Source organism: Pseudomonas sp. MOIL14HWK12:I1, assembly GCF_000510705.1.
In the GTDB taxonomy this organism is placed as follows: domain Bacteria; phylum Pseudomonadota; class Gammaproteobacteria; order Pseudomonadales; family Pseudomonadaceae; genus Chryseomonas; species Chryseomonas oryzihabitans.
The window spans coordinates 139720-166307 of record NZ_AZNY01000006.1 but is presented as its reverse complement, the minus strand read 5'-3'; the positions used below and the strand labels follow the sequence as shown (position 1 = coordinate 166307).

The 26588-nt window shown below is 65.2% G+C and carries 27 protein-coding genes and 1 pseudogene; 20 read left to right on the top strand and 8 right to left on the bottom strand.

The features are described 5' to 3' along the window. Window positions 1–69 precede the first annotated feature (69 nt). The 4 genes from PSEK12I1_RS0104830 to PSEK12I1_RS24890 all read right to left on the bottom strand — a co-directional run bounded on the left by PSEK12I1_RS0104830 (window position 70) and on the right by PSEK12I1_RS24890 (window position 4722). Window positions 70–1653, bottom strand: coding sequence for a peptide chain release factor 3 (locus PSEK12I1_RS0104830; RefSeq protein ID WP_007160937.1), 1584 nt, complete (start codon window positions 1651–1653; stop codon window positions 70–72). A gap of 95 nt (window positions 1654–1748) precedes the next feature. Beyond that, window positions 1749–2924, bottom strand: a complete 1176-nt coding sequence (locus PSEK12I1_RS0104825) for an acyltransferase (protein ID WP_027600831.1) — start codon at window positions 2922–2924, stop codon at window positions 1749–1751. Between the two features lie 298 nt (window positions 2925–3222). Continuing rightward, window positions 3223–4272, bottom strand: a complete 1050-nt coding sequence (locus PSEK12I1_RS0104820) for a glycoside hydrolase family 5 protein (RefSeq protein ID WP_027600830.1) — start codon at window positions 4270–4272, stop codon at window positions 3223–3225. 318 nt (window positions 4273–4590) lie between these two features. Beyond that, window positions 4591–4722, bottom strand: coding sequence for a hypothetical protein (locus tag PSEK12I1_RS24890; RefSeq protein WP_007160940.1), 132 nt, complete (start codon window positions 4720–4722; stop codon window positions 4591–4593). Window positions 4723–5502: 780 nt separating this feature from the next. On the opposite strand from PSEK12I1_RS24890, the gene PSEK12I1_RS0104810 reads away from it, so the two are divergent. Genes PSEK12I1_RS0104810 through PSEK12I1_RS0104795 form a run of 4 tightly spaced genes read left to right on the top strand, consistent with a single transcriptional unit; the run spans window position 5503 to window position 8953 of the window. Then, window positions 5503–6213 carry an ABC transporter permease gene (locus PSEK12I1_RS0104810; protein ID WP_027600211.1) on the top strand — a complete coding sequence of 237 codons (711 nt, stop codon included), beginning with the start codon at window positions 5503–5505 and terminating at the stop codon, window positions 6211–6213. A 9-nt stretch (window positions 6214–6222) separates the two neighbouring features. Continuing rightward, window positions 6223–7125, top strand: coding sequence for a glycine betaine ABC transporter substrate-binding protein (locus PSEK12I1_RS0104805; protein WP_027600829.1), 903 nt, complete (start codon window positions 6223–6225; stop codon window positions 7123–7125). Window positions 7126–7128: 3 nt separating this feature from the next. After that, on the top strand, window positions 7129–7788 hold the full coding sequence (locus PSEK12I1_RS0104800; RefSeq protein ID WP_007160943.1) for an ABC transporter permease: 660 nt from the start codon (window positions 7129–7131) through the stop codon (window positions 7786–7788). A gap of 10 nt (window positions 7789–7798) precedes the next feature. Then, complete coding sequence (locus tag PSEK12I1_RS0104795; protein ID WP_027600828.1) at window positions 7799–8953, top strand: ABC transporter ATP-binding protein; 1155 nt, start codon at window positions 7799–7801, stop codon at window positions 8951–8953. A gap of 50 nt (window positions 8954–9003) precedes the next feature. Here PSEK12I1_RS0104795 and PSEK12I1_RS0104790 read toward each other — a convergent pair. Beyond that, window positions 9004–9426 (bottom strand): annotated as a pseudogene (locus tag PSEK12I1_RS0104790) (murein L,D-transpeptidase family protein); the annotation flags it as partial. 280 nt (window positions 9427–9706) lie between these two features. After that, entirely contained in the window at window positions 9707–10261 is a 555-nt protein-coding gene (locus PSEK12I1_RS0104785) for an NUDIX hydrolase (RefSeq protein WP_027600827.1), read from the bottom strand. A 127-nt stretch (window positions 10262–10388) separates the two neighbouring features. Between PSEK12I1_RS0104785 and PSEK12I1_RS0104780 the strand changes: the two genes are divergently transcribed. The 3 genes from PSEK12I1_RS0104780 (at window position 10389) to purT (ending at window position 12454) form a co-directional block, all read left to right on the top strand. Beyond that, a complete protein-coding gene (locus PSEK12I1_RS0104780; protein WP_007160947.1) occupies window positions 10389–10976 on the top strand; it encodes a CoA pyrophosphatase in 588 nt (195 codons plus the stop codon). A gap of 77 nt (window positions 10977–11053) precedes the next feature. Next, a complete protein-coding gene (locus PSEK12I1_RS0104775; RefSeq protein WP_007160948.1) occupies window positions 11054–11251 on the top strand; it encodes a DUF1289 domain-containing protein in 198 nt (65 codons plus the stop codon). Between the two features lie 21 nt (window positions 11252–11272). Further along, window positions 11273–12454 (top strand): formate-dependent phosphoribosylglycinamide formyltransferase, encoded by a 1182-nt coding sequence (gene purT / locus PSEK12I1_RS0104770; protein ID WP_027600826.1) that lies wholly within the window; start codon window positions 11273–11275, stop codon window positions 12452–12454. Window positions 12455–12514: 60 nt separating this feature from the next. Here purT and PSEK12I1_RS0104765 read toward each other — a convergent pair whose 3' ends face one another. After that, window positions 12515–13819 carry an MFS transporter gene (locus tag PSEK12I1_RS0104765; RefSeq protein ID WP_027600217.1) on the bottom strand — a complete coding sequence of 435 codons (1305 nt, stop codon included), beginning with the start codon at window positions 13817–13819 and terminating at the stop codon, window positions 12515–12517. A 188-nt stretch (window positions 13820–14007) separates the two neighbouring features. Then, window positions 14008–14808, bottom strand: coding sequence for an inner membrane protein YpjD (locus PSEK12I1_RS0104755; RefSeq protein WP_007160952.1), 801 nt, complete (start codon window positions 14806–14808; stop codon window positions 14008–14010). Here PSEK12I1_RS0104755 and PSEK12I1_RS24730 point away from each other — a divergent pair. The 13 genes from PSEK12I1_RS24730 (at window position 14807) to recJ (ending at window position 26534) form a co-directional block, all read left to right on the top strand. Beyond that, the gene (locus PSEK12I1_RS24730; protein ID WP_169854828.1) at window positions 14807–15052 is read left to right on the top strand and encodes a hypothetical protein; all 246 of its coding nucleotides are present in this window, start codon (window positions 14807–14809) and stop codon (window positions 15050–15052) included. The genes PSEK12I1_RS0104755 and PSEK12I1_RS24730 overlap by 2 nt on opposite strands. 176 nt (window positions 15053–15228) lie before the next feature. Continuing rightward, a complete protein-coding gene (ffh, locus tag PSEK12I1_RS0104745) occupies window positions 15229–16608 on the top strand; it encodes a signal recognition particle protein (protein WP_007160953.1) in 1380 nt (459 codons plus the stop codon). 250 nt (window positions 16609–16858) lie between these two features. Continuing rightward, window positions 16859–17107, top strand: a complete 249-nt coding sequence (rpsP, locus tag PSEK12I1_RS0104740; protein WP_007160954.1) for a 30S ribosomal protein S16 — start codon at window positions 16859–16861, stop codon at window positions 17105–17107. A gap of 5 nt (window positions 17108–17112) precedes the next feature. Beyond that, a complete protein-coding gene (gene rimM / locus PSEK12I1_RS0104735) occupies window positions 17113–17649 on the top strand; it encodes a ribosome maturation factor RimM (RefSeq protein WP_007160955.1) in 537 nt (178 codons plus the stop codon). A 3-nt stretch (window positions 17650–17652) separates the two neighbouring features. Beyond that, complete coding sequence (gene trmD, locus PSEK12I1_RS0104730) at window positions 17653–18390, top strand: tRNA (guanosine(37)-N1)-methyltransferase TrmD (RefSeq protein WP_007160956.1); 738 nt, start codon at window positions 17653–17655, stop codon at window positions 18388–18390. A 42-nt stretch (window positions 18391–18432) separates the two neighbouring features. Beyond that, the gene (gene rplS / locus PSEK12I1_RS0104725; protein ID WP_007160957.1) at window positions 18433–18783 is read left to right on the top strand and encodes a 50S ribosomal protein L19; all 351 of its coding nucleotides are present in this window, start codon (window positions 18433–18435) and stop codon (window positions 18781–18783) included. Window positions 18784–18991: 208 nt separating this feature from the next. After that, window positions 18992–19405, top strand: a complete 414-nt coding sequence (locus PSEK12I1_RS0104720) for an acyl-CoA thioesterase (RefSeq protein WP_007160958.1) — start codon at window positions 18992–18994, stop codon at window positions 19403–19405. Then, complete coding sequence (xerD, locus tag PSEK12I1_RS0104715) at window positions 19402–20292, top strand: site-specific tyrosine recombinase XerD (RefSeq protein WP_007160959.1); 891 nt, start codon at window positions 19402–19404, stop codon at window positions 20290–20292. The genes PSEK12I1_RS0104720 and xerD overlap by 4 nt, the downstream gene beginning before the upstream one ends. Window positions 20293–20517: 225 nt before the next feature. Further along, a complete protein-coding gene (locus tag PSEK12I1_RS0104710) occupies window positions 20518–21243 on the top strand; it encodes a thioredoxin fold domain-containing protein (protein ID WP_027600825.1) in 726 nt (241 codons plus the stop codon). 63 nt (window positions 21244–21306) lie between these two features. Then, window positions 21307–22611, top strand: a complete 1305-nt coding sequence (locus PSEK12I1_RS0104705) for a homoserine dehydrogenase (protein WP_027600824.1) — start codon at window positions 21307–21309, stop codon at window positions 22609–22611. Window positions 22612–22657: 46 nt separating this feature from the next. Beyond that, window positions 22658–24067: a threonine synthase gene (thrC, locus tag PSEK12I1_RS0104700; protein WP_027600221.1), complete on the top strand. Its 1410-nt coding sequence runs from the start codon at window positions 22658–22660 to the stop codon at window positions 24065–24067. A gap of 206 nt (window positions 24068–24273) precedes the next feature. Continuing rightward, on the top strand, window positions 24274–24813 hold the full coding sequence (locus tag PSEK12I1_RS0104695) for a YaeQ family protein (RefSeq protein WP_027600823.1): 540 nt from the start codon (window positions 24274–24276) through the stop codon (window positions 24811–24813). Further along, window positions 24813–26534: a single-stranded-DNA-specific exonuclease RecJ gene (recJ, locus tag PSEK12I1_RS0104690; RefSeq protein WP_027600222.1), complete on the top strand. Its 1722-nt coding sequence runs from the start codon at window positions 24813–24815 to the stop codon at window positions 26532–26534. The genes PSEK12I1_RS0104695 and recJ overlap by 1 nt, the downstream gene beginning before the upstream one ends. The last annotated feature ends 54 nt before the right edge of the window (window positions 26535–26588 follow it).

Here is a 26588-nt window from a genome sequence, read left to right as displayed (position 1 = left end):
GCCTGGACTATTCGGGAGGAGGGCGGTACGCCTGACCGGCGCCAGGCGCACCGGTCAGGACAGTAGGGCTTAGTGGTGCTCGCGGGTGGCGCGGAACTTGATCTCCGGCCAGCGCTCTTCCATCAGCGCCAGGTTGACCCGGGTCGGCGCCAGGTAGGTGAGGTGACCGCCGCCGTCCACCGCCAGGTTCTCGAAGGCCTTGTTCTTGAAGTCTTCGAGCTTCTTCTTGTCGTCGCACTCGATCCAGCGCGCCGACCAGACGTTGATGGCCTCGTAGGCGCACTCTACCTTGTATTCCTCCTTCAGGCGGCTGGCGACCACGTCGAACTGCAGCACACCCACCGCGCCGAGCACGATGTCGTTGTTGCGCTCGGGGAAGAACACCTGGGTGGCGCCTTCCTCGGCCAGTTCCTGCAGACCCTGGCGCAGCTGCTTGGATTTCAGGGGATCCTTCAAGCGCACGCGGCGGAACAGTTCCGGGGCGAAGTGCGGGATACCGGTGAAGCCCAGGGCTTCGCCTTCGGTGAAGGTGTCGCCGATCTGGATGGTGCCATGGTTGTGCAGGCCGATGATGTCGCCGGCAAAGGCCTCGTCCAGGTGCTCGCGCTCGCTGGAGAAGAAGGTCAGGGCGTCGGCGATCTTCAGATCCTTCTTGATGCGCACATGGCGCAGTTTCATGCCCTTCTCGTACTTGCCCGAGCAGATGCGCATGAAGGCGATGCGGTCGCGGTGCTTGGGATCCATGTTCGCCTGGATCTTGAACACGAAGCCGGAGAACTTCTCTTCCACCGGCTCCACCACCCGCTCGTGAGCAGCGCGCGACAGCGGGCGCGGAGCCCAGTCGACCACGGCGTCGAGCACCTGGTCGACGCCGAAGTTGCCCAGCGCGGTACCAAAGAATACCGGGGTCATCTCGCCGCGCAGGAAGGCCTCGCCATCGAATTCGTGGCAGGCGCCCTGGACCAGCTCCAGCTCCTCGACGAAGCGCTCGTAGAGATCGCCCAGGTGCGCGCGGGCCTCGTCGGAGTCCAGCTTGTCGATGGTCTTGGTGGCGATGCGCTCGTGGCCATGGCCGGGGGTATAGACGTAGATGCGGTCGTCCGAGAGGTGATAGACGCCCTTGAAGTCGCGATAGCTGCCGATCGGCCAGGTGATGGGCGCGGCCTTGATCTTGAGCACCGCCTCGATCTCGTCGAGCAGTTCGATGGGATCGCGGATGTCGCGGTCGAGCTTGTTGATGAAGCTGACGATGGGGGTGTCGCGCAGGCGGCAGACGTCCATCAGGGCGATGGTGCGGGGTTCGACGCCCTTGCCACCGTCGAGCACCATCAGCGCCGAGTCCACCGCGGTCAGGGTGCGGTAGGTGTCTTCGGAGAAGTCCTCGTGGCCGGGGGTGTCGAGCAGGTTGATCATGTGCTCGCGATAGGGGAACTGCATCACCGAGGTGGTGATGGAGATGCCGCGCTGCTTTTCCATCTCCATCCAGTCGGAGGTCGCGTGCCGGTCGGATTTGCGCGACTTCACCGTACCCGCGACGGCGATGGCCTGGCCCATCAGCAGCAGCTTTTCGGTGATGGTGGTCTTGCCCGCGTCGGGGTGGGAAATGATGGCAAAGGTACGGCGCTTGGCGACTTCGGCGGCCTGGGTGGTCATGGATGAACCTGGGCGAGAGCGAAAAAAGAGGGGGCGGAGTATAGCAGAGGGCGGCCCCACCGGCTTGAGGTCGGTAGGGCTGCACCAGGCGCCGCTCAGCGCTGCGGCTGGATGTTGCCGTCGCAGCAGGGTGGGGTGCGTTTGCGGCGCACCAGACGCTTGCCCAGCGCCATGCCCGGGACCTCGATGTATCTGTGGGTCAGGCAGGCGAAGGCGAAGACCACCGCCAGTTCCACCACCACCACCAGGTTGTCCAGCAAGACGCTGCCGGTGGCGATGTAGCGGATCATGAAGGGCAGCGGGGCGTCATGGGAGGGCGCCACCACCGTGAGGTCCTGGTGCAGCAACTTGCCCAGCACGATGAAAGCGCTCTTGACCACGAAGATCACTGCGGCGTGGCACAGGTAGATCGAATAGGACAGTACCCCCAGGCGCACGAAGAGGCCGTGATGCAGCACGCTGGAGACCAGGCCGCGCTCGAAGGCGAAGGTGAGGATGGTGACGCAGAACACCAGGGTCGCCAGCACGCCTTTCTTGGGCACTGGCAGATCGGAGGTCATCACCGCGGCGCCGGCGATCAGGCAGGCCAGTTCCAGCAGGGTGCCACCGAATTGTCCGCTGTTGTGCTGCTTGATCCAGACATAGAGGCGATAGGTGCAGGCGCCGGCGAAAAAGCACGACAGCCCGCGAAAGATCTCGGTCTTCAGCGGCAGGAAGGGAAACAGCAGCTGCACGAAGGCCAGCAGGGCGATCGCCAGGAACCACTGGCGCTGATGACCCTGGCCCTTGAGCACCAGCAGGCCGAAGATCAGATAGAGGTAGAACTCGATGCTGATGCTCCAAGATGGGTAGTTGAAGGAGCCGGTGATGGCCTGGCCCAGCCAGGATTGCAGCAGCAACAGATTGGGCAGGAATTGCTCGGGCGCGGTGGCGCCGCTGAACGCCGGGTCGTTGAAGCCGACCCCTAGTTTTTCCGCCAGCAGGCGACCGCACTCCAGCAGCACATAGAGACCGAGCATGGCCAGATGCAGCGGCAGGATCCGCGTCGCGCGACTGATGGCGAAGTCGCGATAATCGTCCAGGGTGCGCAGCCGGCTCTCATAGGTGTGCATGAGCACGAAGCCGCTGAGCACGAAGAAGAACTCGACGAACAGGTAGGCGTTGGCGATCAGCGGATTTTCCGAGGCGGCCTGAGCGACATAGGTGTGAAACAGCACGACGGCGACGGCCAATAGACCGCGAAAGCTATCCAAAGCGACAAATCTTTCCATGGGATATCCCTGAGGGTGCGGCAAGAAGAGGCGAACGGATGTAGCGCTGCCGTTAGGGGGAAAGAGCGGAGGGATAGTGCGGGAACGTGAAAGCTGACATGGCATCCTGGCTCTTGTGCGTCGCAAGCTTCTTAATAGTCGAACTATTACTTGCTGTTACATTTTGATCGCCAAAATCCAGCAAGTTCTTGCTAGGCCGTCCCTGGCCCGGCGTTTTGTGATTGCAGTCACCGATTTCCAGACAAGTTGTCACCTGACTGCAAGAAGGCGCCGCTCGTGCTGCCTGGCGGCGCTTCGCTCAGCGGGGACCCAGGGTCTGGCAGTCGGCCGGCTTCACGTACTCTTGCAGCACCTTCCATTGTGGGCGGGGCTTGCCCTTGACCGGTTCGATCGCCAGTGGATAGTCGCCCCAGTTGGGGCCGGCTGCCCAGTACATGGCCGGGATGCATTCCTGGCGCAGCCGCGCCAGCAGGCGGTCCATGGCGGCCAGCCAGCGGGGGTCGTTGTCCGGCACGCCGAATTCGCCGATGTGGCCGCGCTTGCCGTGCTGCTTGAGCCAGGTGATGAAGGGCTCGACCCGGCGGATGCCGACATCGGGATCGAAGTCGGTCATGTCCTTCTTGAGGTACTTGCCGCCACCGTCATTGTCGAAATAGACGTGCGCCGAATAGATCAGGTTGTCGGCCGGATCCTTGAGACCGAGCAGCTTGGCGTTGTAGCGCGGCCAGAGATAGCTGCTGGACCAGCCATTGCCTTCGATCAGGAGCGGACGCGCCCGATCCACCTCCCGCACCGCGTCGATACCGTGCTGGGCGGCCACCGGCCATTGCTCCACGGCATCGTGGGGCTCGTTCATGATGTCGTAGGCGGCGAGGGCGGGGTGCTCGTGCCAGCGCTGGGCGATCCGGCGCAGGACATCGGCGTAGGCCGAATAGGGCACCGCCGCGCTGCCGATGACCTGGCCGCGGTATCTCATGTAGTTGTGCAGATCCAGGATCACGCTCATGCGATAGCGCTTGGCGTTGTCCAGGGTCTGGTCGATCAGCTTGACGTAGGCGGGATCCAGGGGTTGTCCCAGCGTGGGCTGGAGGCGCTCCCAGATGACCGGGAAGCGAATCACCCGGATGCCCTTGGCCGCCCAGCGTCGGTAATGGCCGGCGTCGGGAAAGAAGTAGTTGGTTCCCGGTTTGCCCGGCAGTACGTGGGGCGCGAACCCGGCGCCGGAAAAATTCAGGCCCACGAGATCGGTGGGGAAGTCCCGTGTGGCGGCCTGGGCGACCGGCATGGCAGCCAGACTGCAAAGCAGGGTGAACAACAGGGTGAGCTTGGATTTCAGGCGTAGCGTCATCGGCAAGGTCCCGGACAGTGACGGAAGACGTAGGAATGTCGGGCGGTCGTGGCCCGATCCGCCATGAGGCCTGAAGAGACGCCGGGAAGTTGCAGTGCAAGGCTCAGAAGGTGCGCCAGACAACGTTAATGTCGGGCGAAAACCGCGGAAATGCGAGCTGGGTAGACTGGCGGGCAGCTTGGAGCGGGACGCCGCGGCGGCTGGATTCGGGCAGCGCGGCCCCTGGGCAGGGCAGGAAGAAGGGTAGCGCGGGTAATGAACTGCCTGTGACTGCTTTCCATCTTTATATGGCGCAGGCAGGTCATTCGAAAGCGGTCTTTAGCGACGCAGGCAGATCCCGGCCCACTGCTCGGCTTCGCGGCGGGCCGAGGCCTCGTCGCTGAATTCGGCGATCAGGCCGCCGTGCGCATACACCACCACCCAATTTTCCACCTTGGGTTGCAGCAGCATTACGGGGGCAGAGGAGAGAACAGCGGAGTCCAACGATGCACAAGCCGTCATGTCATTCATAACGTTCCCTTTGAAGTTAGCTCGGTGAATAGTCTGTTTTTATAGCGGTTCCAGAAATGGCGCTTGGTGCTATCACTGGGCCACCTATTGACCTTGGTATGGCTGAATGATCCCTCAAAGCGTCAGCCATTCGTCGGCATGATAAAGGGGTGCCAAAACCTCGTCACCGCACTGGCTCACAGAAAGATGTTTCAGTTATGACCGTACGTCAGCTGAGCTGTGTGCCGCTCCACGAAACCGCCGTGGCTTGCCCCCGCATCCGTGACAGGCGTCGCGCTGGTACTGCAAAGCAGCTAACAGTAAGCGTATTAAATTTATCGTCACACATTTGCCGAAGGCTCTAGCGCGCGACTCTCGCTTTTTGCCGGCTGTCCGGGCCTCTCGGCCGGGCCTTTCACCCTGTCAAGACGTTCCGCTATGCATGATCGGGTTGGCATTGAGCGAGTCTATTGGGTTAGCCTGAAAAGGAGCTGGCGAACTATCGACTGCGATGGACGTCAATCTCTTCGGTCGAGGCAAGGCGCCATGTCGTTCCCCAGGAGCGACACCCAAGGGCTAGGCAGATCCGAGATCCGCAGTGCCCCGTTGGTCCAGCCGGCATACCCGCCATGCCCTGCTGTGTCTCGACCCTGAACCCGGACAGCCGTCCTGCGCCTCGCCCCCGTGCGAGGTCCGCACTCGGAAGGCATGCGGCCTGTCCGCCCGTTGAAGGAGCCTGACATGGCGAAGTTCAAGACCCTCCTGCTCGGCACGGCCGTGGGAGTGGTGATCCTGGCACTGCTGGTGCACTGGATCGGTATGGATACGCTGCGTACCTATCGCGCAGACCTCTGGTTCTATCTCCAGGCTCATCTTTATCTGGTAGCTGTCTCCATGGTCCTGGCCCTGCTGGTGGGCATCCCCGCCGGGGTGCTGCTGAGTCGGCCAGCCTTCGCCCGCAGCGCCGAGCGCTTCATGCAGGTGTTCAACATCGGCAATACCGTGCCGCCGCTGGCGGTGCTGGCCATCGCCCTGGGCATCGTCGGCATCGGCGATGGCCCGGCGATCCTGGCGCTGTTCCTGGCCTCGCTGCTGCCCATCGTGCGCAACACCTACGAGGGGCTGAAGAACGTGCCGGCCTCGCTCAAGGAGGCTGCCACCGGCATCGGCATGACCCCCACCCAGGTGCTGACCAAGGTGGAGCTGCCCAATGCCGTGCCCATCATCATCGGCGGGGTGCGGGTCGCCCTGGCGATCAACGTCGGCACCACGCCGCTGGTGTTTCTCATCGGCGCCAACAGCCTGGGCAGCCTGATCTTTCCCGCCATCGCCCTGGAGAACCAGTCGCAGCTGCTGCTGGGCGCCGCCGCCACGGCGCTGCTGGCGCTGCTGCTGGACGGCCTGGTGCTGCTCGCCAGTCGCCTCTGGCTGGAACGCGGCCTGGCCCGCTAAGGAGACGAGATGAAGAAGTTGCTTATCGCCCTGGGCGCCGCCTGGTTCGGACTGACGCTGGCCAGCGCTGCCCAGGCCGATCCGATCCGCATCGGCGCCAAGGTCTTTACCGAGCAGGCCATCCTCGCCGAACTCACCGGGCAGTATCTGTCCCGCCACGGCTATCAGCCGGAGATCGTCGGCGGCCTGGGCAGCACCATCGCCTGGAATGGCGTGAAGAACGCCCAGCTCGACCTCACCTGGGAATACACCGGCACCTCCCTGGTGGCCTACAACCATGTCACCGAACGACTGGACAAGGAGGCCTCCTACCAGCGGGTCAAGCAGCTGGACGCCAAGGTCGGTCTGGCCTGGCTGGCGCCCACCCGCTTCAACAATACCTATGCCCTGGCGTTGCCGGAGAAGATCGCTCGACAGCATCCCGAGCTGAACAGCATCAGCGACCTGGCCGGACTGCTCAAGGCCGAGGCCGGCAAGCAGCACCTCACCGCGCTGGACATCGAATTTGCCAACCGCTCCGATGGCCTCGCCGGCCTGGTCAAGGCCTATGGCCTGAGCTACGCCCGGGACGACATCCGCCAGATGGACCCGGGCCTGGTCTACACCGCCCTGCGCAACGGCCAGGTCTTCACCGGCCTGGTCTACACCACCGACGGCCGCCTGGATGCCTTCAGGCTCAAGGTGCTGGAAGACGACAAGGGCTATTTCCCCGACTACACCGCTGCCCCCGTGGTGAACGCCGGGTACCTGGCCAAGCACCCGGATCTCGCCGCCTTGCTCAAACCCCTGGCGGAAAGCCTGGACCAGGCCACCATGCGCCAGCTCAACGCCAAGGTGGACATCGAGCGGCAGACGCCGGCCCAGGTGGCCCGCGACTTCCTCGCCCAGCACCCCCTAGACGGAGGGCAATGACCCATGGATTTCGTCACCTCCTTCAATCACATCGACTGGCTGCAGGTCCTCGAACTGACCCGCCAGCACATCACCCTGGTGGGCATCGCCGTAACCCTGGCGATCCTGGTGGGCGTGCCCCTGGGCATCCTCATGACCCGCTATCCCTGGCTGGCCGGACCGCTGCAGGCGGTGGCCACGGTGGTCATGACGCTGCCCTCCATCGCCCTGTTCGGCCTGCTGCTGCCGTTCTATTCCAAGTTCGGCCAGGGCCTCGGCCCGCTGCCGGCCATCACCGCGGTGTTCCTCTATTCGCTGCTGCCGATCCTGAGAAACACCTACCTGGCGTTGACCAGCGTCGAGCCGGGCATCCGCGAGGCGGGTGCCGGTATCGGCATGACCTTCTGGCAGCGCCTGCGCATGGTCGAACTGCCCATCGCCCTGCCGGTGATCCTGGCCGGGGTGCGCACCGCCGTGGTTATGAACATCGGCGTCATGACCATCGCCGCCACCATCGGCGCCGGCGGCCTGGGCGTGCTCATCCTCACCTCCATCAGTCGCAGCGACATGGCCACCCTCATCGTCGGCGCGGTGCTGGTCAGCCTGCTGGCCATCGTCGCCGACCTCGTCCTGCAGTGGCTGCAACGCCGCCTCACCCCGCGCGGCCTGCGCAGCGCCCCTTAAGGAGTCCCAGATGATCGAACTCGACCGCCTGACCAAGACCTTCAAGCAGCACGGCAAGGACGTGACCGCGGTGGACGCCGTGAGCCTCACCGTGGAGGAGGGCCAGATCTGCGTCTTCCTCGGCCCCTCCGGCTGCGGCAAGACCACCACCCTGAAGATGATCAACCGCCTGATCGAGCCCACCTCGGGACGGGTGCTGATCAATGGCGAGGACACCACCGGCATCGACGAGGTGACCCTCAGACGCCATATCGGCTACGTGATCCAGCAGATCGGTCTGTTCCCCAACATGACCATCGAGGAAAACATCACCGTGGTGCCCAAGCTCTTGGGCTGGGACAAGAAGAAGTGCCGCGAGCGCGCCACCGAGTTGATGAGCATGGTGCAGCTCGATCCCAAGCAGTACCTGTCGCGCTATCCGCGCGAGCTGTCCGGAGGCCAGCAACAGCGTATCGGGGTGATCCGCGCCCTGGCGGCCGAGGCGCCGCTGCTGCTGATGGACGAACCCTTCGGCGCGGTGGATCCGATCAACCGCGATGCCATCCAGAACGAGTTCTTCCAGATGCAGCGGGCACTGAACAAGACGGTGATCATGGTCAGCCACGACATCGACGAGGCCATCCGCCTGGGCGACAAGATCGCGGTGTTCCGCGGCGGCCGCCTGGTGCAGTTCGACCACCCGGACACCCTGCTGGCCCATCCCAAGGACGACTTCGTCAGCAACTTCGTCGGCCAGGACAGTACCTTGAAGCGTCTCCTGCTGATCCGCGCCGAGGATGCGGCCGACAATGCGCCCTCGATCCAGGCCGAGACCCTGATCGGCGATGCCGTGGAGTTGATGGAGGAGCACGATCGCCGCTACCTGGTGGTGACGGATGCCGCCAACAAGGGCCTAGGCTACGTGCGCCGGCGTGACCTGCGCGGGCAGAGCGGCCCGGTGGCGCCCTTCGTCACCCCGTTCAAGGCCACCGCGGCCTTCGACGAGCACCTGCGCATCCTGCTGTCGCGCATGTACCAGTTCAACAGCTCCTGGCTGCCGGTGCTCAGCGCCGACAACGACTTCCTCGGCGAGGTCACCCAGGAATCCATCGCCGACTACCTCAGCAGTGGTCGGTCGCGCGGCAAGACCACCATCGTCTCGCCGGCGGAGCAGGTGGCGGGGTAGGGCGGGGACTCAGGCGGCGGTCGCAGGGCTGCCGCCTGACGGCCTGAGGCTCAGGGGCGGATCTCGATCAGGGTGCCGTCCTTGACCAGGCCCCAGACCTCGCGCATGTCGTGGTTGGTCATGGCGATGCAGCCCTCGGTCCAGTTCAGCGAGTTGAAATACCACTCCGGGTACTCCTCGTCGATGGGGGTGCCGTGCAGCATGATCATGCTGCCGGGACGCACGCCGGCCTGGCTGGCGCGGGCCAGGTCCTCGCGATTGGGATAGGAGATGTGCATGGCCAGGTTGAACTTGTCGCTGGTCTTGCGCCAGTCGATCCAGTAGAAGCCTTCCGGGGTGCGCTTGTCGCCCTCGCGCAACTTGGGGCCGCGGGGATTCTTGCCCAGCGAGATGCGATAGGACTTCATCACGGTATCGCCGCTGAGCAGTTGCAGCTGATTGCGCGACTTGATGACCAGCACCTTGTCGATCAGCGGCGCGGCCGGCTGGCGGATCACCGTGACGCTGGTACTGGCCTGGGCCAGCTGGGGAAGCAACGAACCGCACAGCACATAGCAGAGCGCCAACAACAGGTGCAACGGACGCATGTCGGGTAGATCCTCGGAAGAGCTCAGGGCCTGTTCAAGGTCTCGCGAGCTAGAGACAAACAAGGCGAAAATGGCTGAGGAAGCGGAGTTTACAGATAGTAAATGAGCATTCCGAAGGCATTTTCAACGACGTTGGGCCGACGCGCAGCAGACTTTGAACAGGCCCTTAGGCAGGCTTGGGTGCGACCACCATAGGCGCCATGCCTTCATGGCGCAGGGAAAACTCGCCGCGACGGCGGTCGGCGAAAAAGCATTCTAGTGTCCGCTTGATGGTCGGAAAAGCCAGAGACGACCAGGGGATGTCGGCTTCGTCCAGAAGGCGCACGTCGAGGCTTTCCTCGCCGACGCCAAAGCGGCCGTCGACCAGTTCGCCGCGGAACAGCATGTAGATCTGGTCGATGTGCGGCAGGTCGAAGAGAGTATAGAGCTCCAGGCCCTGCACCTGCGCGCCGGCTTCCTCGAAGGTCTCGCGGGCGGCGGCCTCGGTGGTGGTCTCGCCGTTTTCCATGAAGCCCGCCGGCAGCGTCCAGTAACCCTTGCGCGGTTCGATGGCGCGCTGGCAGAGCAGCACCTTGCCCTCCCAGGTCGCCAGGCAGCCGGCCACCACCCGCGGATTCTGATAATGCACTGCGCCGCACTGGCTGCAGACCAGGCGCATCCGGTTGTCACCCGCGGGAAGGCGTTCTTCCAGCAGTCCGCCACAGTGATTGCAATGCTTCATGGTTCACCCTCGTTTTGCTGCAGTGTGCCGGGGCGATCCCGGGCCTCGCAAGCGATGGCTGGGCTTGGGATTGCCCGACGGGCGTGCCATGATCCAGGGGATACGATGAGCAAGGGAGAATTCCGGCGTGGATGAGTTGCTCCAGCGCCTGCGTCACTATCAGCCGCGCACCCTGAGCGGCACCGAGAGCTACCAGGAAGCGGCGGTGCTGGTGCCCATCATCCGTGGCGAGCATCCCGAGTTGCTGCTCACCCTGAGGGCCAGCAACCTGTCCACCCACGGCGGCGAGGTGGCCCTGCCGGGCGGCCGGCGCGATCCCGAGGACGCCGATCTGGTCGCCACTGCCCTGCGCGAGGCCGAGGAAGAGGTCGGACTGCCACCGGGCCTGGTGGAGGTGATCGCCCCCCTGAGTCCGCTGGTGTCGCGCTACGGCCTGGCGGTGACCCCCATCGTCGCGCTGATCCCCGATCAGCTCGAATACGTACCCAGCGAAGCCGAGATCGCCGCGATCTTCAGCGTGCCCCTGCAGTTCTTCTGCGAGGTGCCGCCGGATTACACCCTCAGGGTCGACCACGACGGCCTGCGCTGGCAGGTGCCCAGCTATCAGTATGGCGAGCACCGCATCTGGGGGCTGACGGCGGTGATCATCGTCGAACTGGTCAACCTGCTGTACGACGCCGGTATCGTGCTCAAGGCACCGCCCAGGCGGGATTGAGCGGTATCGGCAAGGTAAAGGCACATGCCAAGTCGGGCATTAACGGGCACAATGCGCGGCCATTCGAGGGAAGCCGCATGACCACCGCCGATTCACCCGTGCGTTCGCCCTGCGTCCATGTCTGTGCCCTGGACGAACAGGACATCTGCATCGGTTGCCAGCGCAGCGCCGCCGAGATCACCCGCTGGATGTCCATGAGCGACAGCGAGCGCCGCGAGGTGCTGCTGCGCTGCAGCGAGCGGGCGCGGGCGGGCGGTGCGGCCTTCCTGACCTGACATCAGCCGGAGAGATCTGTCATGCCCCGTATCGGTACCCCCCTGTCCCCCAGCGCCACCCGCGTGCTGCTCTGCGGCTCCGGCGAACTGGGCAAGGAAGTCGTCATCGAACTGCAGCGTCTGGGCGTCGAGGTCATCGCCGTGGATCGCTACGCCGATGCCCCGGCCATGCAGGTCGCCCACCGCAGCCACGTCATCGACATGCTTGACGGTGCCGCCCTGCGCGCGGTGATCGAGCGCGAACAGCCGCACTTCATCGTGCCGGAAATCGAAGCCATCGCCACCGCCACCCTGGTGGAGCTGGAAGGCGAGGGCTACACCGTGGTGCCCACCGCCCGCGCCGCCCAGCTGACCATGAATCGCGAAGGCATCCGTCGCCTCGCCGCCGAGGAACTGGGCCTGCCCACCTCGCCCTATCATTTCGCCGACACCTACGAAGACTATGCCGCCGCCGCCGAGGCGCTGGGCTATCCCTGCGTGGTCAAGCCGATCATGAGTTCCTCGGGCAAGGGCCAGAGCCTGCTGCGCAGCGCCGACGAGCTGCAGGCCGCCTGGCAATACGCCCAGGAAGGCGGTCGCGCCGGCAAGGGCCGGGTGATCGTCGAGGGCTTCGTCGACTTCGACTACGAAATCACCCTGCTGACCGTGCGCCACGTCGGCGGCACCTCCTTCTGCGCGCCGGTCGGGCATCGCCAGGTCAAGGGCGACTACCACGAGTCCTGGCAGCCCCAGGCCATGAGCGACAAGGCCCTGGCCGAGTCCGAGCGGGTCGCCCGCGCGGTCACCGAGGCCCTGGGCGGTCGCGGCCTGTTCGGCGTGGAACTGTTCGTCAAGGGCGACCAGGTCTGGTTCAGCGAGGTCTCCCCGCGGCCCCACGACACCGGCCTGGTGACCCTGATCTCCCAGGATCTCTCCGAATTCGCCCTGCATGCCCGGGCCATCCTCGGCCTGCCGATCCCCACCATCCGCCAGTTCGGTCCCTCGGCCTCGGCGGTGATCTTGGTGGACGGCGATTCGCGCCAGACCGCCTTCGCCAACCTCGGCGCGGCCCTGGCCGAACCCGACACCGCGCTGCGCCTGTTCGGCAAGCCCGAGGTGAAGGGGCAGCGGCGCATGGGCGTCGCCCTGGCCCGCGACGAAAGCATCGAAGCCGCCCGGGCCAAGGCCGTGCGTGCGTCCCAGGCGGTAAAGGTCGAGCTGTAAGGCCGGCTGCGCACCACGAAAAAGGGCCCCGCGGGGCCCTTTTTCATTGGCTGGAGAGATCTACAGCGACTGGTCGCGCGTCTCGCGCATACAGAGCACCGCCACCAGGCTGATGGCCGCTGCTGCCGAGACATAGCCGCCCACCCAGCTCAGGCCACCGGCCTCCACCAGTTGCTGCGCGGCGTAGGGCGCCAGGGAGGCGCCGAGGATGCCGCCCAGGTTGTAGGCCGCCGAGGCACCGGTGTAGCGCACCCGGGTGGGGAAGATTTCCGGCAGCAGGGCGCCCATGGGACCGAAGGTCATGCCCATGAGAAACAGCTCCAGGGCCAGGAACAGGCCGACCGCCTGGCTGGAGCCGTGGGTCAGCAGCGGCTCCATGGCGAAGCCCGACAGCAGGGCGGCGATGGCGCTGGCCGCCAGTACCGGCTTGCGGCCGAAGCGATCGGCCAGCCAGGCCGACAGCGGCGTGGCCAGGGCCATGAACAGCACGGCCACACAGAGCAGGCCGAGGAATTCCTGGCGGCTGTAGCCGAGATTCTTCACCCCGTAGCTCAGCGAGAACACCGTGGAGATATAGAAGAGGGCGTAGCACACCACCATGCTCAGGGCGCCCAGCAGCACCGCCTTGCCGTGCTTGCCGAAGGTCTCGACCATGGGCAGGCGCAGCTTCTCACGCCGCGCCATGGCCTCGGCGAACACCGGCGTCTCGTGCAGCGACAGCCGCACATAGAGGCCGACCACCACCAGCAGGGCGCTGAGCAGGAAGGGGATGCGCCAGCCCCAGGCGCGGAATTGCTCGTCGTCCAGCAGCAGCGCCAGGGCCAAGAACAGACCGTTGGCCATGAGAAAGCCGATGGAAGGACCGAGCTGGGGAAACATGCCGAACCAGGCGCGCTTGCCGGGCGGGGCGTTCTCGGTGGCCAGCAGCGCCGCGCCGCCCCATTCGCCACCCAAGCCCAGGCCCTGGCCGAACCTCAGCAGGCAGAGCAGGATCGGTGCCCAGACGCCGATGCTGGCGTAGCCGGGCAGGAGGCCGATCAGAGTGGTGGAGATGCCCATCAGCAGCAGCGAGGCCACCAGGGTGGACTTGCGCCCGATGCGATCGCCGAAGTGGCCGAACAGCAGCGAACCCAGGGGGCGCGCCAGGAAGGCGATGCCAAAGGTGATGAAGGCGCTGAGGGTCTGGGCCATGCCCGCGCCCTGGGGAAAGAACACCGGGCCGATCACCAGGGCCGCGGCCGTGGCATAGACGTAGAAGTCGTAGAACTCGATGGCGGTGCCGATGAAGCTGGCGGTGGCCACGCGGGTAGGGGAGTTGCGCGGCACGGAGGTGGGCGCGTCGAAGGCGGCAGCGGTCGTGGACATGCAGGGGTACCGGGCAGTCGTTCTTGTAGGAGGCGTCTGCCGGAGCGGCCCGGTGGGGCAGCGGCTGTCCGAGGATGGGGACGGGCAGGACGACCTGTTATGACGTGCCGGGCGCGAAGCGGCTGTTGGCCGGGTCGCGCCGAACGTGGTTCGGTCGCCTGATTATGCAGGTAGTGGAACGACGACTGTCAACGATGCAGGATGAATTCCCGCACCAGCTTGCTGCCGAAATAGGCCAGCATCAGCAGGATGAAGCCCAGCAGCGTCCAGCGGATCGCCCGGTGGCCGCGCCAGCCCAGGCGATTGCGCCCCCACAGCAGGATGCCGAACACCACCCAGGCGATGCAGGAGAGCACCGTCTTGTGCACCAGGTGCTGGGCGAACATGTCCTCGACAAAGAACCAGCCGGAGATCAGCGACAGCGACAGCACCACCCAGCCGGCCCAGAGAAAGCCGAACAGCAGGCTTTCCATGGTCTGCAGCGGGGGAAAGCTGCGGATCAGCCCGGACGGGTGCTTGTTCTTAAGCTGGCGATCCTGGATCAGCAGCAGCAGCGACTGCAGCACCGCCAGGGTGAAGAGCCCGTAGGCGATGATCGACAGCAGCACGTGCACGACGATCTTGGGCGACACGTCCAGCGGCGTCACGGTGCCCGGTGGCACGAATTCGGCCAGCAGCGCGGTGATGGCACCGAGGGGATAGACCAGCACCAGCAGCGGTTGCAGCGGCATGCGCAGGCAGCCGATCAGCATCAGCGCGATGGCGGTCGCCGAGATCAGGCTGGAGGCGTCGAAGAAGTCCAGGCTCAGGGTCGGTTCGAGGATCAGCTGCAGATAGACGGCCAGGGCGTGGGGCAGCAGGGCCAGGATGCCAGCGCCCAGGACCAGGGGCTTGCTCGACGGCTGTTTGCGCAGCAGGCAACTGCCCTGGTAGAGGGTCGCGAGCAGATAGAGGGCGGCGGCCAGGAGGGTGGGCAGCAGGGCGTGCATGGTCCGGTTTCAGCAGAGCGGAAAGCAGGCGAGTGTGGCACAGACAGGGCGGTACAGAAAGTCTGAGCCGCGCCTTGGCGCCGGCTGGCCAGGCTGGGCGAACCCTGGCCGCCAGCGGGTGGTCCCAAGAGGTACATATCTTGAAGAGGTCGCGACCATGCTTAAATTTCTCGGCGGTACCATGGGCATCATCTTTCTGATCGGCCTGGTGGTGGTCATCGGCATCTTCTCGCTGATCTTCTGATCCCCTCCCCGCAGGCACCGGCCCTGGCGTCGGTGCCTCGCGCTCCTGCCTCGGCGGCTCGCCGATACCGGCCCTGCTGACGGTTTCACGCGGTAGCGGCCCTGGCGGCTATCCCTGCTCAGGCGCTCTTTCGTTATACTTGCCGGTCAGCCGCCGTTTCTGCCCTGGATGTCCGCATGTTCGAGAATCTCACAGACCGCCTGTCCCAAAGCCTGCGCCACATTACCGGCAAGGCCAAGCTCACCGAAGACAACATCAAGGACACCCTGCGCGAGGTGCGCATGGCGCTGCTCGAGGCGGACGTCGCCCTGCCGGTGGTCAAGGAGTTCGTCAATCGGGTCAAGGAGCGGGCGGTCGGCACCGAGGTGTCCAAGAGTCTGACCCCGGGCCAGGCCTTCGTGAAGATCGTGCGCGCCGAGCTCGAAGCCATCATGGGCGCGGCCAACGAAGACCTGGCGCTCAACGTCGCGCCGCCGGCGGTCATCCTCATGGCCGGCCTGCAGGGCGCGGGCAAGACCACCACCGCGGGCAAGCTGGCGCGCTTCCTCAAGGAGCGCAAGAAGAAGACCGTCATGGTCGTCTCCGCCGACGTCTATCGTCCGGCCGCCATCAAGCAGCTGGAAACCCTGGCCGGGGAGGTGGGCGTCACCTTCTTCCCCTCCGACATCAGCCAGAAGCCGGTGGAGATCGCCCAGGCCGCCATCCGCGAAGCCAAGCTCAAGTTCATCGACGTGGTCATCGTCGACACCGCCGGTCGCCTGCACATCGATAGCGAGATGATGGCGGAGATCCAGCAGGTCCATGCGGCTACCAAGCCGGCCGAGACCCTGTTCGTGGTCGACGCCATGACTGGTCAGGACGCCGCCAACACCGCCAAGGCCTTCAACGACGCCTTGCCGCTCACCGGCGTGATCCTGACCAAGGTCGACGGCGATGCCCGGGGCGGTGCCGCCCTGTCGGTCCGCCACATCACCGGCAAGCCGATCAAGTTCATCGGCATGGGCGAGAAGAGCGAAGCCCTCGATCCCTTCCACCCGGATCGCGTCGCCTCGCGCATCCTCGGCATGGGCGACGTCCTCTCGCTGATCGAGCAGGCCGAACAGACCCTGGATCGCGAAAAGGCCGACAAGCTGGCCAAGAAGCTCAAGAAGGGCAAGGGCTTCGATCTCGAAGACTTCCGCGACCAGTTGCGCCAGATGAAGAACATGGGCGGCCTGGGTTCGCTGATGGACAAGCTGCCGACCATGATGGGTGGCATGAACATCCAGCAGATGGGCAACGCCCAGGGCGCCGCAGAAAAGCATTTCAAGCAGATGGAAGCCATCATCGACTCCATGACCCCGGCCGAGCGCCGCGATCCGGAGCTGATCAGCGGCTCGCGCAAGAAGCGCATCGCCCTGGGTTCCGGCACCCAGGTGCAGGACGTCGGCCGCCTCATCAAGCAGCACAAGCAGATGCAGAAGATGATGAAGAAGGTCACCGCCAAGGGCGGCATGGCCAAGATGATGCGCGGCATGGGCAGCATGTTCCCCGGCGGCGGCATGCCGAAGATGTGATTTCCGGGTGCCGCCCGTCGCCAGATGGCCGGCATCGGAAAGGGCTCTGCGAGGGGCGTCGGCACCAGTGCTGATGCACCTTCGCGAGCGATGGGGCTCCACCGCTGGAGTCTCCAGGCTGCCGCTATGCCGAGGGTGCCGTTGAAAGCCATTGGCAAACCGGGTAACAGCCCTTAGAATATGCGGCCTTTCGGGCCATGTGGCCCAGTGTGCCCACAGCTACAAGCACCGACTACAGGAACGAAGTTCAATGGTAACCATCCGTCTAGCCCGTGGCGGCTCCAAGAAGCGCCCCTTCTACCACCTGACCGTGACCAACAGCCGCAATGCGCGCGATGGTCGTTTCGTCGAGCGCATCGGTTTCTTCAACCCGGTGGCCAGCGGCGCCGAAATCCGTCTGTCGGTGGACCAAGAGCGCGCCAACTACTGGCTGTCGCAGGGCGCCCAGCCGTCCGAGCGCGTCGCTCAGCTGCTGAAGAGCGCTCAGGCTACCGCCTGAAGACCATGAGTACGCCGACCTCCGCCCCCGACCTAGTGGTCCTGGGCAAGATAGTTTCGGTCTTTGGCGTACGCGGTGAGCTCAAGATCTACTCCTTTACCGATCCGCTCGACAATCTGCTGGACTATCGGACCTGGACGCTGCGGCGCGAAGGCGAGACCCGGCAGGTCAAGGTGCTCGGCGGTCGGATGCACGGCAAGGTCCTGACGGTACGTCTGCAGGGCCTGGACGATCGCGAAGAAGCCCGCCTGATGGCCGGTTTCGAGATCTGCGTGCCGCGCAGTGAATTGCCCCAGCTGGGCGCCGGTGACTACTACTGGCATCAGCTGGAAGGTCTCAAGGTGATCAATCGCGAAGGCCAGTGGCTGGGCGTGGTGGATCATCTGCTCGAGACCGGGGCCAACGACGTCATGGTGGTCAAGCCCTGTGCTGGCAGCCTCGACGATCGTGAGCGTCTGTTGCCTTATCTGCCCGACCAGTACGTGCTGGCGGTGGATCTGGCCAAGGGCGAGATGCAGGTCGACTGGGACGCGGATTTCTGATCCATGCGTATCGATGTCATCAGCCTCTTTCCCGAGATGTTCGAGGCCGTCAGCGCCTATGGCGTGAGCGGTCGCGCGATGAAGCAGGGGCTCTTGGAGCTGACCTGCTACAACCCGCGCAGCTATACCGAGGATCGTCACCAGACCGTGGACGACCGGCCCTTTGGCGGCGGTCCCGGCATGGTCATGAAGATCCAGCCGCTGGAGCGTGCCCTGGCCGATGCCAAGGGTGATTCGGCGGCGAAGGTGATCTACCTGTCCCCCCAGGGTCGCAAACTCGACCAGGCGGCGGTACGGGAACTGGCGCAGGAGGAGCATCTGATCCTCATCGCCGGGCGTTACGAAGGCATCGACGAGCGTTTCATCGAGACGCACGTGGATGAAGAATGGTCGATTGGCGACTATGTGCTGTCCGGCGGTGAATTGCCGGCCATGGTGCTGATCGATGGGGTCACGCGACTGCTGCCTGGAGCCTTGGGGCATGCGGATTCCGCCGAGCAGGACTCGTTTACCGATGGCCTGCTCGATTGCCCGCACTACACCCGACCCGAGGTGTATGAGGGCCGTCGCGTACCCGACGTGTTGCTCAGTGGTAACCACGAGCATATCCGGCGCTGGCGCCTGCAGCAGTCCCTGGGACGCACTGCGGAGCGACGCGCCGATCTTCTGGATGGCCGCTCGCTTTCTGGAGAAGAGCAGAACCTGTTGGCGGAATACCTCCGTCAGCGGAACGATAGTTAGGTATCGATGGCGGGCCGCGGCCTGTCTTAGGAGCAGAGTGACATGACCAACAAAATCATTGCCCAGATCGAAGCTGAGCAGATGAACAAAGAAATCCCGGCGTTCGCCCCCGGCGACACCGTGATTGTCCAGGTTAAGGTGAAGGAAGGCGACCGTCAGCGTCTGCAGGCCTTCGAAGGCGTGGTGATCGGCAAGCGTAACCGCGGCCTGAACAGCGCCTTCACCGTACGCAAGATCTCCAACGGCGTTGGCGTCGAGCGTACCTTCCAGACCTACAGCCCGCTGGTCGACAGCCTGAGCGTCAAGCGTCGCGGTGACGTGCGCAAGGCCAAGCTGTACTACCTGCGCGAACTGTCCGGCAAGGCTGCCCGCATCAAGGAAAAGCTTTCCTGATCGCGGCGTGACCAGAAAAAAGCAGCTTCGGCTGCTTTTTTCGTTTCTAAGAGCCTAGTCAAAATCTCGCGAGCTAGAGACAAACAAGGCGAAGCTGGCTGAGGAAGCGGAGTTTACAACTGGTAAATGAGCATTCCGAAGCCAGCTTCAACCACGTTTGGCCGACGCGCAGCAGATTTTGAGTAGGTTCTGAGGTTCGAGGTAAGACATGACGACCCGCGAAGCGGAAATCCAGCGGCGCACCGCGCTGTCGGAAACCCGGGTGGCCAAGGCGGTCTTCCCGCCCACCACCAATCATCACGACACCCTGTTCGGCGGCACCGCCCTGGCCTGGATGGACGAGGTGTCCTTCATCACCGCGACGCGCTTCTGTCGCAAGCCGCTGGTCACGGTCTCCACCGACCGCATCGATTTCAACCATCCCATTCCCGCGGGCTCCATCGTCGAGCTGATCGGCCGGGTGGTGAAGGTCGGCAACACCAGCATCAAGGTGCAGGTGGAGGTCTTCGTCGAAGGCATGCTGGCGGAAGGCCGCGAACGCGCCATCAATGGCGCCTTCAGCTTTGTCGCCGTCGATGACGAGGGCAAGCCGACCCCGGTGCTACCCGGATTCGCCGCGTGAACGCCGAGCGGCTGATCGAGGAGTTCCTCGACGCCCTGTGGTTGGAGAAGGGGCTGTCGCCCCATACCCGCAGCGCCTACCGCACCGACCTGCTGGCCTTCGCCCGCTGGCTGGAGGGCAGGGGCCTGACCCTGGAGTCCGTCGGCCGCGACGCCGTGCTCGATCACCTCGGCTGGCGCCTGAGCGAGGGTTACCAGGCGCGCTCCACGGCGCGTTTCCTCTCCGGGCTGCGCAGCTTCTACAAGTACGCGGTGCGCGAGGGGCGGCTGGCCGAGGACCCGACGCTGCTGGTGAGCATGCCGCAGCTGGGTGCGCCGCTGCCCAAGAGCCTGTCCGAGGCGGATGTGGAAGCCCTGTTGGCCGCGCCGGATACCGAGGACACCCTGGGCCTGCGCGATCGCACCATGCTCGAGGTGCTCTATGCCACCGGCCTGCGGGTGACCGAGCTGATCAGCCTGACCCTGGACGAGATCAACCTGCGCGAGGGTTCGCTGCGGGTCTTCGGCAAGGGCAGCAAGGAGCGGCTGATCCCCCTGGGCGAAGAGGCCATCGCCTGGCTGGAAAGCTATCTGAAGACCGCGCGTCCATTGCTGCTGGGCGGCCAGCCCGGCGACATCCTCTTTCCCAGCCAGCGCGGCACGCCCATGACTCGGCAGACCTTCTGGCACCGCATCAAGCTGCATGCCCAGGTGGCCGGCATCCGCACCTCGCTGTCGCCGCATACCCTGAGGCACGCCTTCGCCACCCATCTGCTCAATCACGGCGCGGACCTGCGCACGGTGCAGATGCTGCTCGGCCATACCAGCCTGTCCACCACCCAGATCTACACCCACGTCGCCCGCGTGCGGCTGCAGCAACTGCACGCCCAGCACCATCCGCGGGGGTAGGGCGGTGTTTCAGAAGTTCGCGCAAGAATTGGCGAGTGATTTTGGTTTCTGAGCTAGGCGCCGGGACGAGTCATAGCAGGGCTATGGCGAGGAGCGGCAACACCGCTCAGGGACCAAAAGCGCCGCCAAAATTGCGTAGACACTTCTGAAGCCCCGCCCTGGGGCGGGACCGCCGTAGCCGGCAGGTCTGTGGTAGGCTTGCCGGCGTCTCAACAGGAGTCAAACATGCGTATTTCCCAACTGTTGCTCGCCGCTTGCCTGGGGCTCGGCGTGCAACTGGCTCAGGCCGAACCTGAGCAGGCCATTCGCCAGAGCCTGACCGCGCTGCAACCCAATCTCGCCATCGAGTCCATCGCCAAGAGTCCGCTGGAGGGCCTCTACCAGGTCCAGCTCAAGGGCGGTCGCGTGCTCTATGCCAGCGGCGATGGCCAGTTCGTCATGCAGGGCTATCTGTATCAGGTCAAGGACGGCAAGGCCTCCAACCTGACCGAGAAGGCCGAGAACGTCGCGGTGGCGCGGCAGATCAATGGCCTTGATCGCAACCAGATGATCGTCTATCCCGCCCAGGGCGAGACCAAGGCGCACATCACCGTCTTCACTGACACCACCTGCCCCTATTGCCAGAAGCTGCACGCCGAGGTGCCCGAGCTGAACAAACGCGGCATCGAGGTGCGCTACCTGGCCTTCCCGCGCCAGGGCATGGGCTCGCCGGGCTCCAAGCAACTGGAGGCGGTGTGGTGCGCCAAGGACAAGCCGGCGGCGCTGAACCAGATGTTCACCGGTCGTGAGGTCAAGTCCGAGAGCTGCCAGAATCCGGTCGCCCAGCAATTCGCGCTGGGGCAGAACATGGGTATCCAGGGCACGCCGGCGATCATTCTCGCCGATGGCCAGATGATCCCGGGCTACCAGCCGGCCGATCAGCTGGCGGAAACGGCAATCGGCGCCCGCTAGGCGCCTCAATCAGAGTTATGAACGGGGCCGCGGAGCGGTCCCACACGACATGGGGATAAGGGTGTGAAGCCGGTCAAAGTAGGCATCTGTGGTCTGGGTACCGTGGGCAGCGGGACCTTCAACGTACTCAAGCGCAACGCCGAGGAAATCGCCCGGCGCGCCGGTCGGGGTATCGAGGTGGCGCAGATCGCCCAGCGCCGGCCCAATCCCCAATGCGACACCGGTAGCACGTCGATCACCGCCGAGGTCCTGGCGGTGGCCGACAATCCCGAGATCGACGTGGTGGTGGAGCTGATCGGTGGCTACACCCTGGCTCGCGAACTGGTGCTGCGCGCCATCGCCAACGGCAAGCACGTGGTCACTGCCAACAAGGCGCTGATCGCCGTGCACGGCAACGAGATCTTCGCCAAGGCGCGCGAGCAGGGCGTGATCGTCGCCTTCGAGGCCTCGGTGGCCGGCGGCATCCCGGTGATCAAGGCGCTGCGCGAAGGCCTGGCCGCCAACCGCATCAACTGGGTGGCCGGCATCATCAATGGCACCGGCAACTTCATCCTCTCCGAGATGCGCGAGAAGGGTCGCACCTTTCCCGATGTCCTGGCCGAAGCCCAGGCGCTGGGCTATGCCGAGGCCGATCCGACCTTTGACGTGGAAGGCATCGATGCCGCCCACAAGCTGACCATCCTGGCCTCCATCGCCTTCGGCATCCCGCTGCAATTCGACAAGGCCTACACCGAGGGCATCACCCGCCTGACCACCGCCGACGTCGGCTACGCCGAGGCACTGGGCTATCGCATCAAGCACCTGGGCGTGGCGCGCAGCACCGACCAGGGCATCGAGCTGCGGGTACACCCGACGCTGATCCCGGCCGATCGCCTGATCGCCAACGTCAACGGCGTAATGAACGCGGTGATGGTCAACGGCGACGCCGTCGGCTCGACGCTGTTCTATGGCGCCGGTGCCGGCCAGGAGCCGACCGCCTCGGCGGTGGTGGCCGACCTGGTGGACGTGGTGCGCGCCATGACCTCGGATCCGGAGAATCGCGTGCCGCACCTGGCCTTCCAGCCCGATGCACTGTCCGACCATCCGGTGCTGTCGATCGAGGCCTGCGAGAGCGCCTACTATCTGCGCATCCAGGCCAAGGATCACCCGGGCGTGCTGGCCCAGGTGGCGAGCATCCTCTCGGCGCGCGGCATCAACATCGAGTCCATCATGCAGAAGGAAGCCGAGGAACATGACGGCCTGGTGCCCATGATCCTGCTGACCCATCGCGTGACCGAGCGCCACATGGTCGAGGCCATCACCGCGCTGGAAGCCCTGGACGATGTCGTCGGCGATGTCGTCCGCATCCGCGTCGAGCACCTGAACTGAGCAGCCTGGCGGCGCCCGGCGCCGCCGTCTTTCCCGAGGTCGAGTCATGCGTTACATCAGTACCCGCGGCCAGGCGCCCGCGCTGAATTTCGAAGAAGTGCTGCTGGCGGGTCTCGCCAGCGATGGCGGTCTCTATGTGCCGGAGAACCTGCCACGCTTTTCCCTGGAGGAGATCGCCTCCTGGGCCGGTCTGCCCTACCACGAGCTGGCCTTCCGGGTGATGAAGCCCTTCGTCGCCGGCTCCATCGCCGATGCCGAATTCAAGGCCATCCTGGAAGAGACCTACGCCGGTTTCGCCCATAGCTCGATCGCGCCGCTGCGCCAGCTGGACGCCAACGAATGGGTGCTGGAGCTGTTCCACGGCCCGACCCTGGCCTTCAAGGACTTCGCCCTGCAACTGCTGGGGCGGCTGCTCGACCATGTGCTGGCCAAGCGCGGCGAGCGCGTGGTGATCATGGGCGCCACCTCCGGCGACACCGGCTCGGCGGCCATCGAAGGCTGCAAGCGCTGCGAGAACGTGGACATCTTCATCCTCCATCCGCACCAGCGGGTGTCGGAAGTGCAGCGCCGGCAGATGACCACGCTGCTGGGCGACAACATCCACAACATCGCCATCGAAGGCAACTTCGACGACTGCCAGGAGATGGTCAAGGCCAGCTTCGCCGACCAGGGTTTCCTCAAGGGCACCCCGCTGGTGGCGGTCAACTCGATCAACTGGGCGCGGATCATGGCCCAGATCGTCTACTACTTCCACGCGGCCCTGCAGCTGGGCGCCCCGGCGCGCTCCATCGCCTTCTCGGTACCCACCGGCAACTTCGGCGACATCTTCGCCGGCTACCTGGCCCGCAACATGGGTCTGCCGGTGAGCCAGCTGGTGGTGGCCACCAACCGCAACGACATCCTGCACCGCTTCATGTCGGGCAACCGCTACGACAAGCAGCAGCTGGAAGCCACGCTGTCGCCGTCCATGGACATCATGGTCTCGTCCAATTTCGAGCGCCTGCTGTTCGACCTGCACGGTCGCGACGGCCTGGCCTTGGCCGAGCTGATGGCGAATTTCCGCAGCAGCGGCACCCTGACGGTGGCCGACGATCGCTGGACCGAAGCGCGCAAGCTGTTCGATTCCCTCGCCGTGAGCGATGAAGAGACCTGCGCCACCATCGCCGAGGTGTATGCCGCCACCGGCGAGGTGCTGGATCCGCACACCGCCATCGGCGTCCGCGCCGCTCGCGAATGCCGACGCAGCCTGGCCACGCCCATGGTGGTGCTGGGCACCGCCCACCCGGTCAAATTCCCCGAGGCGGTGGAAAAGGCCGGCATCGGCGCGACCCTCAGCCTGCCGACCCACCTGGCCGACCTGCTGCAGAGGGAAGAGCGTTGCACCGTGCTGCCCAACGACCTGGCCGCCGTCCAGGCCTTCGTCAGCCGCCACGGCAAGCGTGGGCAGCCGCTGTAGATTTTTAGCCCTTTAGATCGCGGTTATCGCGGCCATGGGCCGCTCCTACGGGAAGTCTGAGCACCTGTAGGAGCGGTCGCTACGGCGCACCGGCATGGCCGCGATACATCCTACCTCCGCTCCACCGATCCCCTGACGCTCCTCTGATCCCAAGCCCCCCTGTCTTTTCCGGTACAATGCCCGGCTTTCCCTGCCGGTGACCCGCCATGGCTCTGCAAGCCACGCCCTACAAAGTCGAACTCAACCTCACCGACCTGGATCGCGGGGTCTACGAGAATCTGCGCCTGACCGTGGCGCGGCATCCCTCCGAGACCGAGGAGCGCATGGCGGTGCGGTTGCTGGCCTATGTGCTCTGGTACAACGAGCAGCTGGCCTTCGGCCGCGGCCTGTCCGACGTCGACGAGCCGGCGCTGTGGGAAAAGAGCCTCGATGGCCGGGTGCTGCACTGGATCGAAGTCGGCCAGCCCGATGCTGAGCGCCTGACCTGGTGCAGCCGCCGCACCGAGCGCACCAGTCTGCTGGCCTATGGCAACCTGCGCGTCTGGCAGACCAAGGTGGTGGACGCGGTCAGGACGCTGAAGAATCTGCACATCGCCGCGGTGCCTGCCGAGCCCCTGGCCGAGCTGGCCCGCGACCTGCCACGCAGCATTTCCTGGCAGGTGATGATCAGCGAAGGCACCCTGTTCGTCACCGACGACCGCGGTCAGCACGAATTGCAGCTGGGATGGCTGCTGGGCGAACGTTGATGCGCCTGGAGCCCCGTCCGCTGCCGGCGGTGCTGCCCGACCTGGGCGATCTGCCGCCGCTGCTCACCCGGCTCTATGCCGCGCGCGGCGTGACCTTGCCGGAAGAACTCGACAAGGGTCTGGCGCGGCTGGTGCCCTATCACCAGCTCAAGGGCATCGAGGCCGCGGTGGAGCTGCTGGCGCGGGCCCTGGAAGAGCGTCGGCGCATCCTCATCGTCGGCGACTTCGACGCCGATGGCGCCACCGCCAGTGCCGTGGGCGTGCTGGCGCTGCGGCGTCTGGGTGCGGCCTGGGTCGACTACCTGGTGCCCAATCGCTTCGAATACGGCTACGGCCTGACGCCCGAGATCGTCGCCGTGGCCCTGCAGCGCGAACCCGAGGTGCTGCTCACCGTCGACAACGGCATCTCCAGCCTGGACGGCGTGGCCGCGGCCAAGGCCGCCGGGCTGCAGGTGGTCATCACCGATCACCACCTGCCGGGCGCCGAATTGCCCGCCGCCGACGCCATCGTCAATCCCAACCAACCGGCCTGCGCCTTTCCCAGCAAGTGCATTGCCGGGGTCGGGGTGATCTTCTATGTGATGCTCGCCCTGCGCAGTCGCCTGCGCGAGAACGGCTGGTTCACGCGTCAGGGCCTGGCCGAGCCCAATCTGGCCGAGTTGCTGGATCTGGTCGCCCTCGGCAGCGTCGCGGACGTGGTGCCGCTGGATGCCAACAACCGCATCCTGGTGCACCAGGGGCTGATGCGTATCCGCGCCGGCCGCGCACGGCCGGGACTCAAGGCGCTGCTGGAAGTGGCCGGGCGCCAGCCGGGCAAGGTGGCCTCCAGCGACCTCGGATTCATTCTCGGCCCGCGGCTCAATGCGGCCGGCCGGCTGGACGACATGTCCATCGGCATCGAGCTGCTGCTCTGCGAAGACCCGCAGCTGGCGCAGGAATACGCCCAGCAGCTGGACGACTTCAACAAGGATCGCAAGAGCATCGAGCAGGGCATGCAGCGCGAGGCGCTCAAGCAGCTCAAGGAGCTGCCGGAAGACAATCTGCCCTTCGGTCTCTGCCTGTTCGATCCGGAGTGGCACCAGGGCGTGATCGGTATCCTGGCCTCGCGCCTCAAGGAGAAGTATCACCGCCCGGCGCTGGCCTTTGCCGACGACGGCAGTGGCAACGGCATGCTCAAGGGCTCGGCGCGCTCGGTGCCCGGGCTGCACATCCGCGATGCCCTGGACGCCGTGGCGACCCGGCATCCGGGACTGATCACCAAGTTCGGCGGTCACGCCATGGCCGCCGGCCTCAGCCTGCCCCAGGCGCACTACGAGACCTTTGCCGCGGCCTTCGACGCCGAGGTGCGCCGCCATCTGCAGGCCGACGACCTCAGTGGTCGCCTGCAGACCGATGGTTGCCTGGCTCCCACCGAGTTCCAGCTCGGCCTGGCCCAGGCCCTGCGCCAGGCCGGTCCTTGGGGGCAGCAGTTTCCCGAACCGCTGTTCCACGGCACCTTCGAGATCCTCTCCCAGCGCCTGCTCAAGGAGCGGCATCTCAAGCTGACCCTGCGCAGCGAGCAGGGCGGACCGGAGCTGGACGGCATCGCCTTTAACATCGATCGCGACACCTGGCCCGATCCCAACATCCGCTGGGCCGAGCTGGCCTATCGGCTGGACGTGAACGAATTCCGCGGCAACGAGAGCGTACAGTTGCTGGTGGTGCACCTGGCACCTCGTTAGTCGGAATAGCGACCTATTCTGTTCGGGAACACTCCAATGCCGTGAATCCCGAGA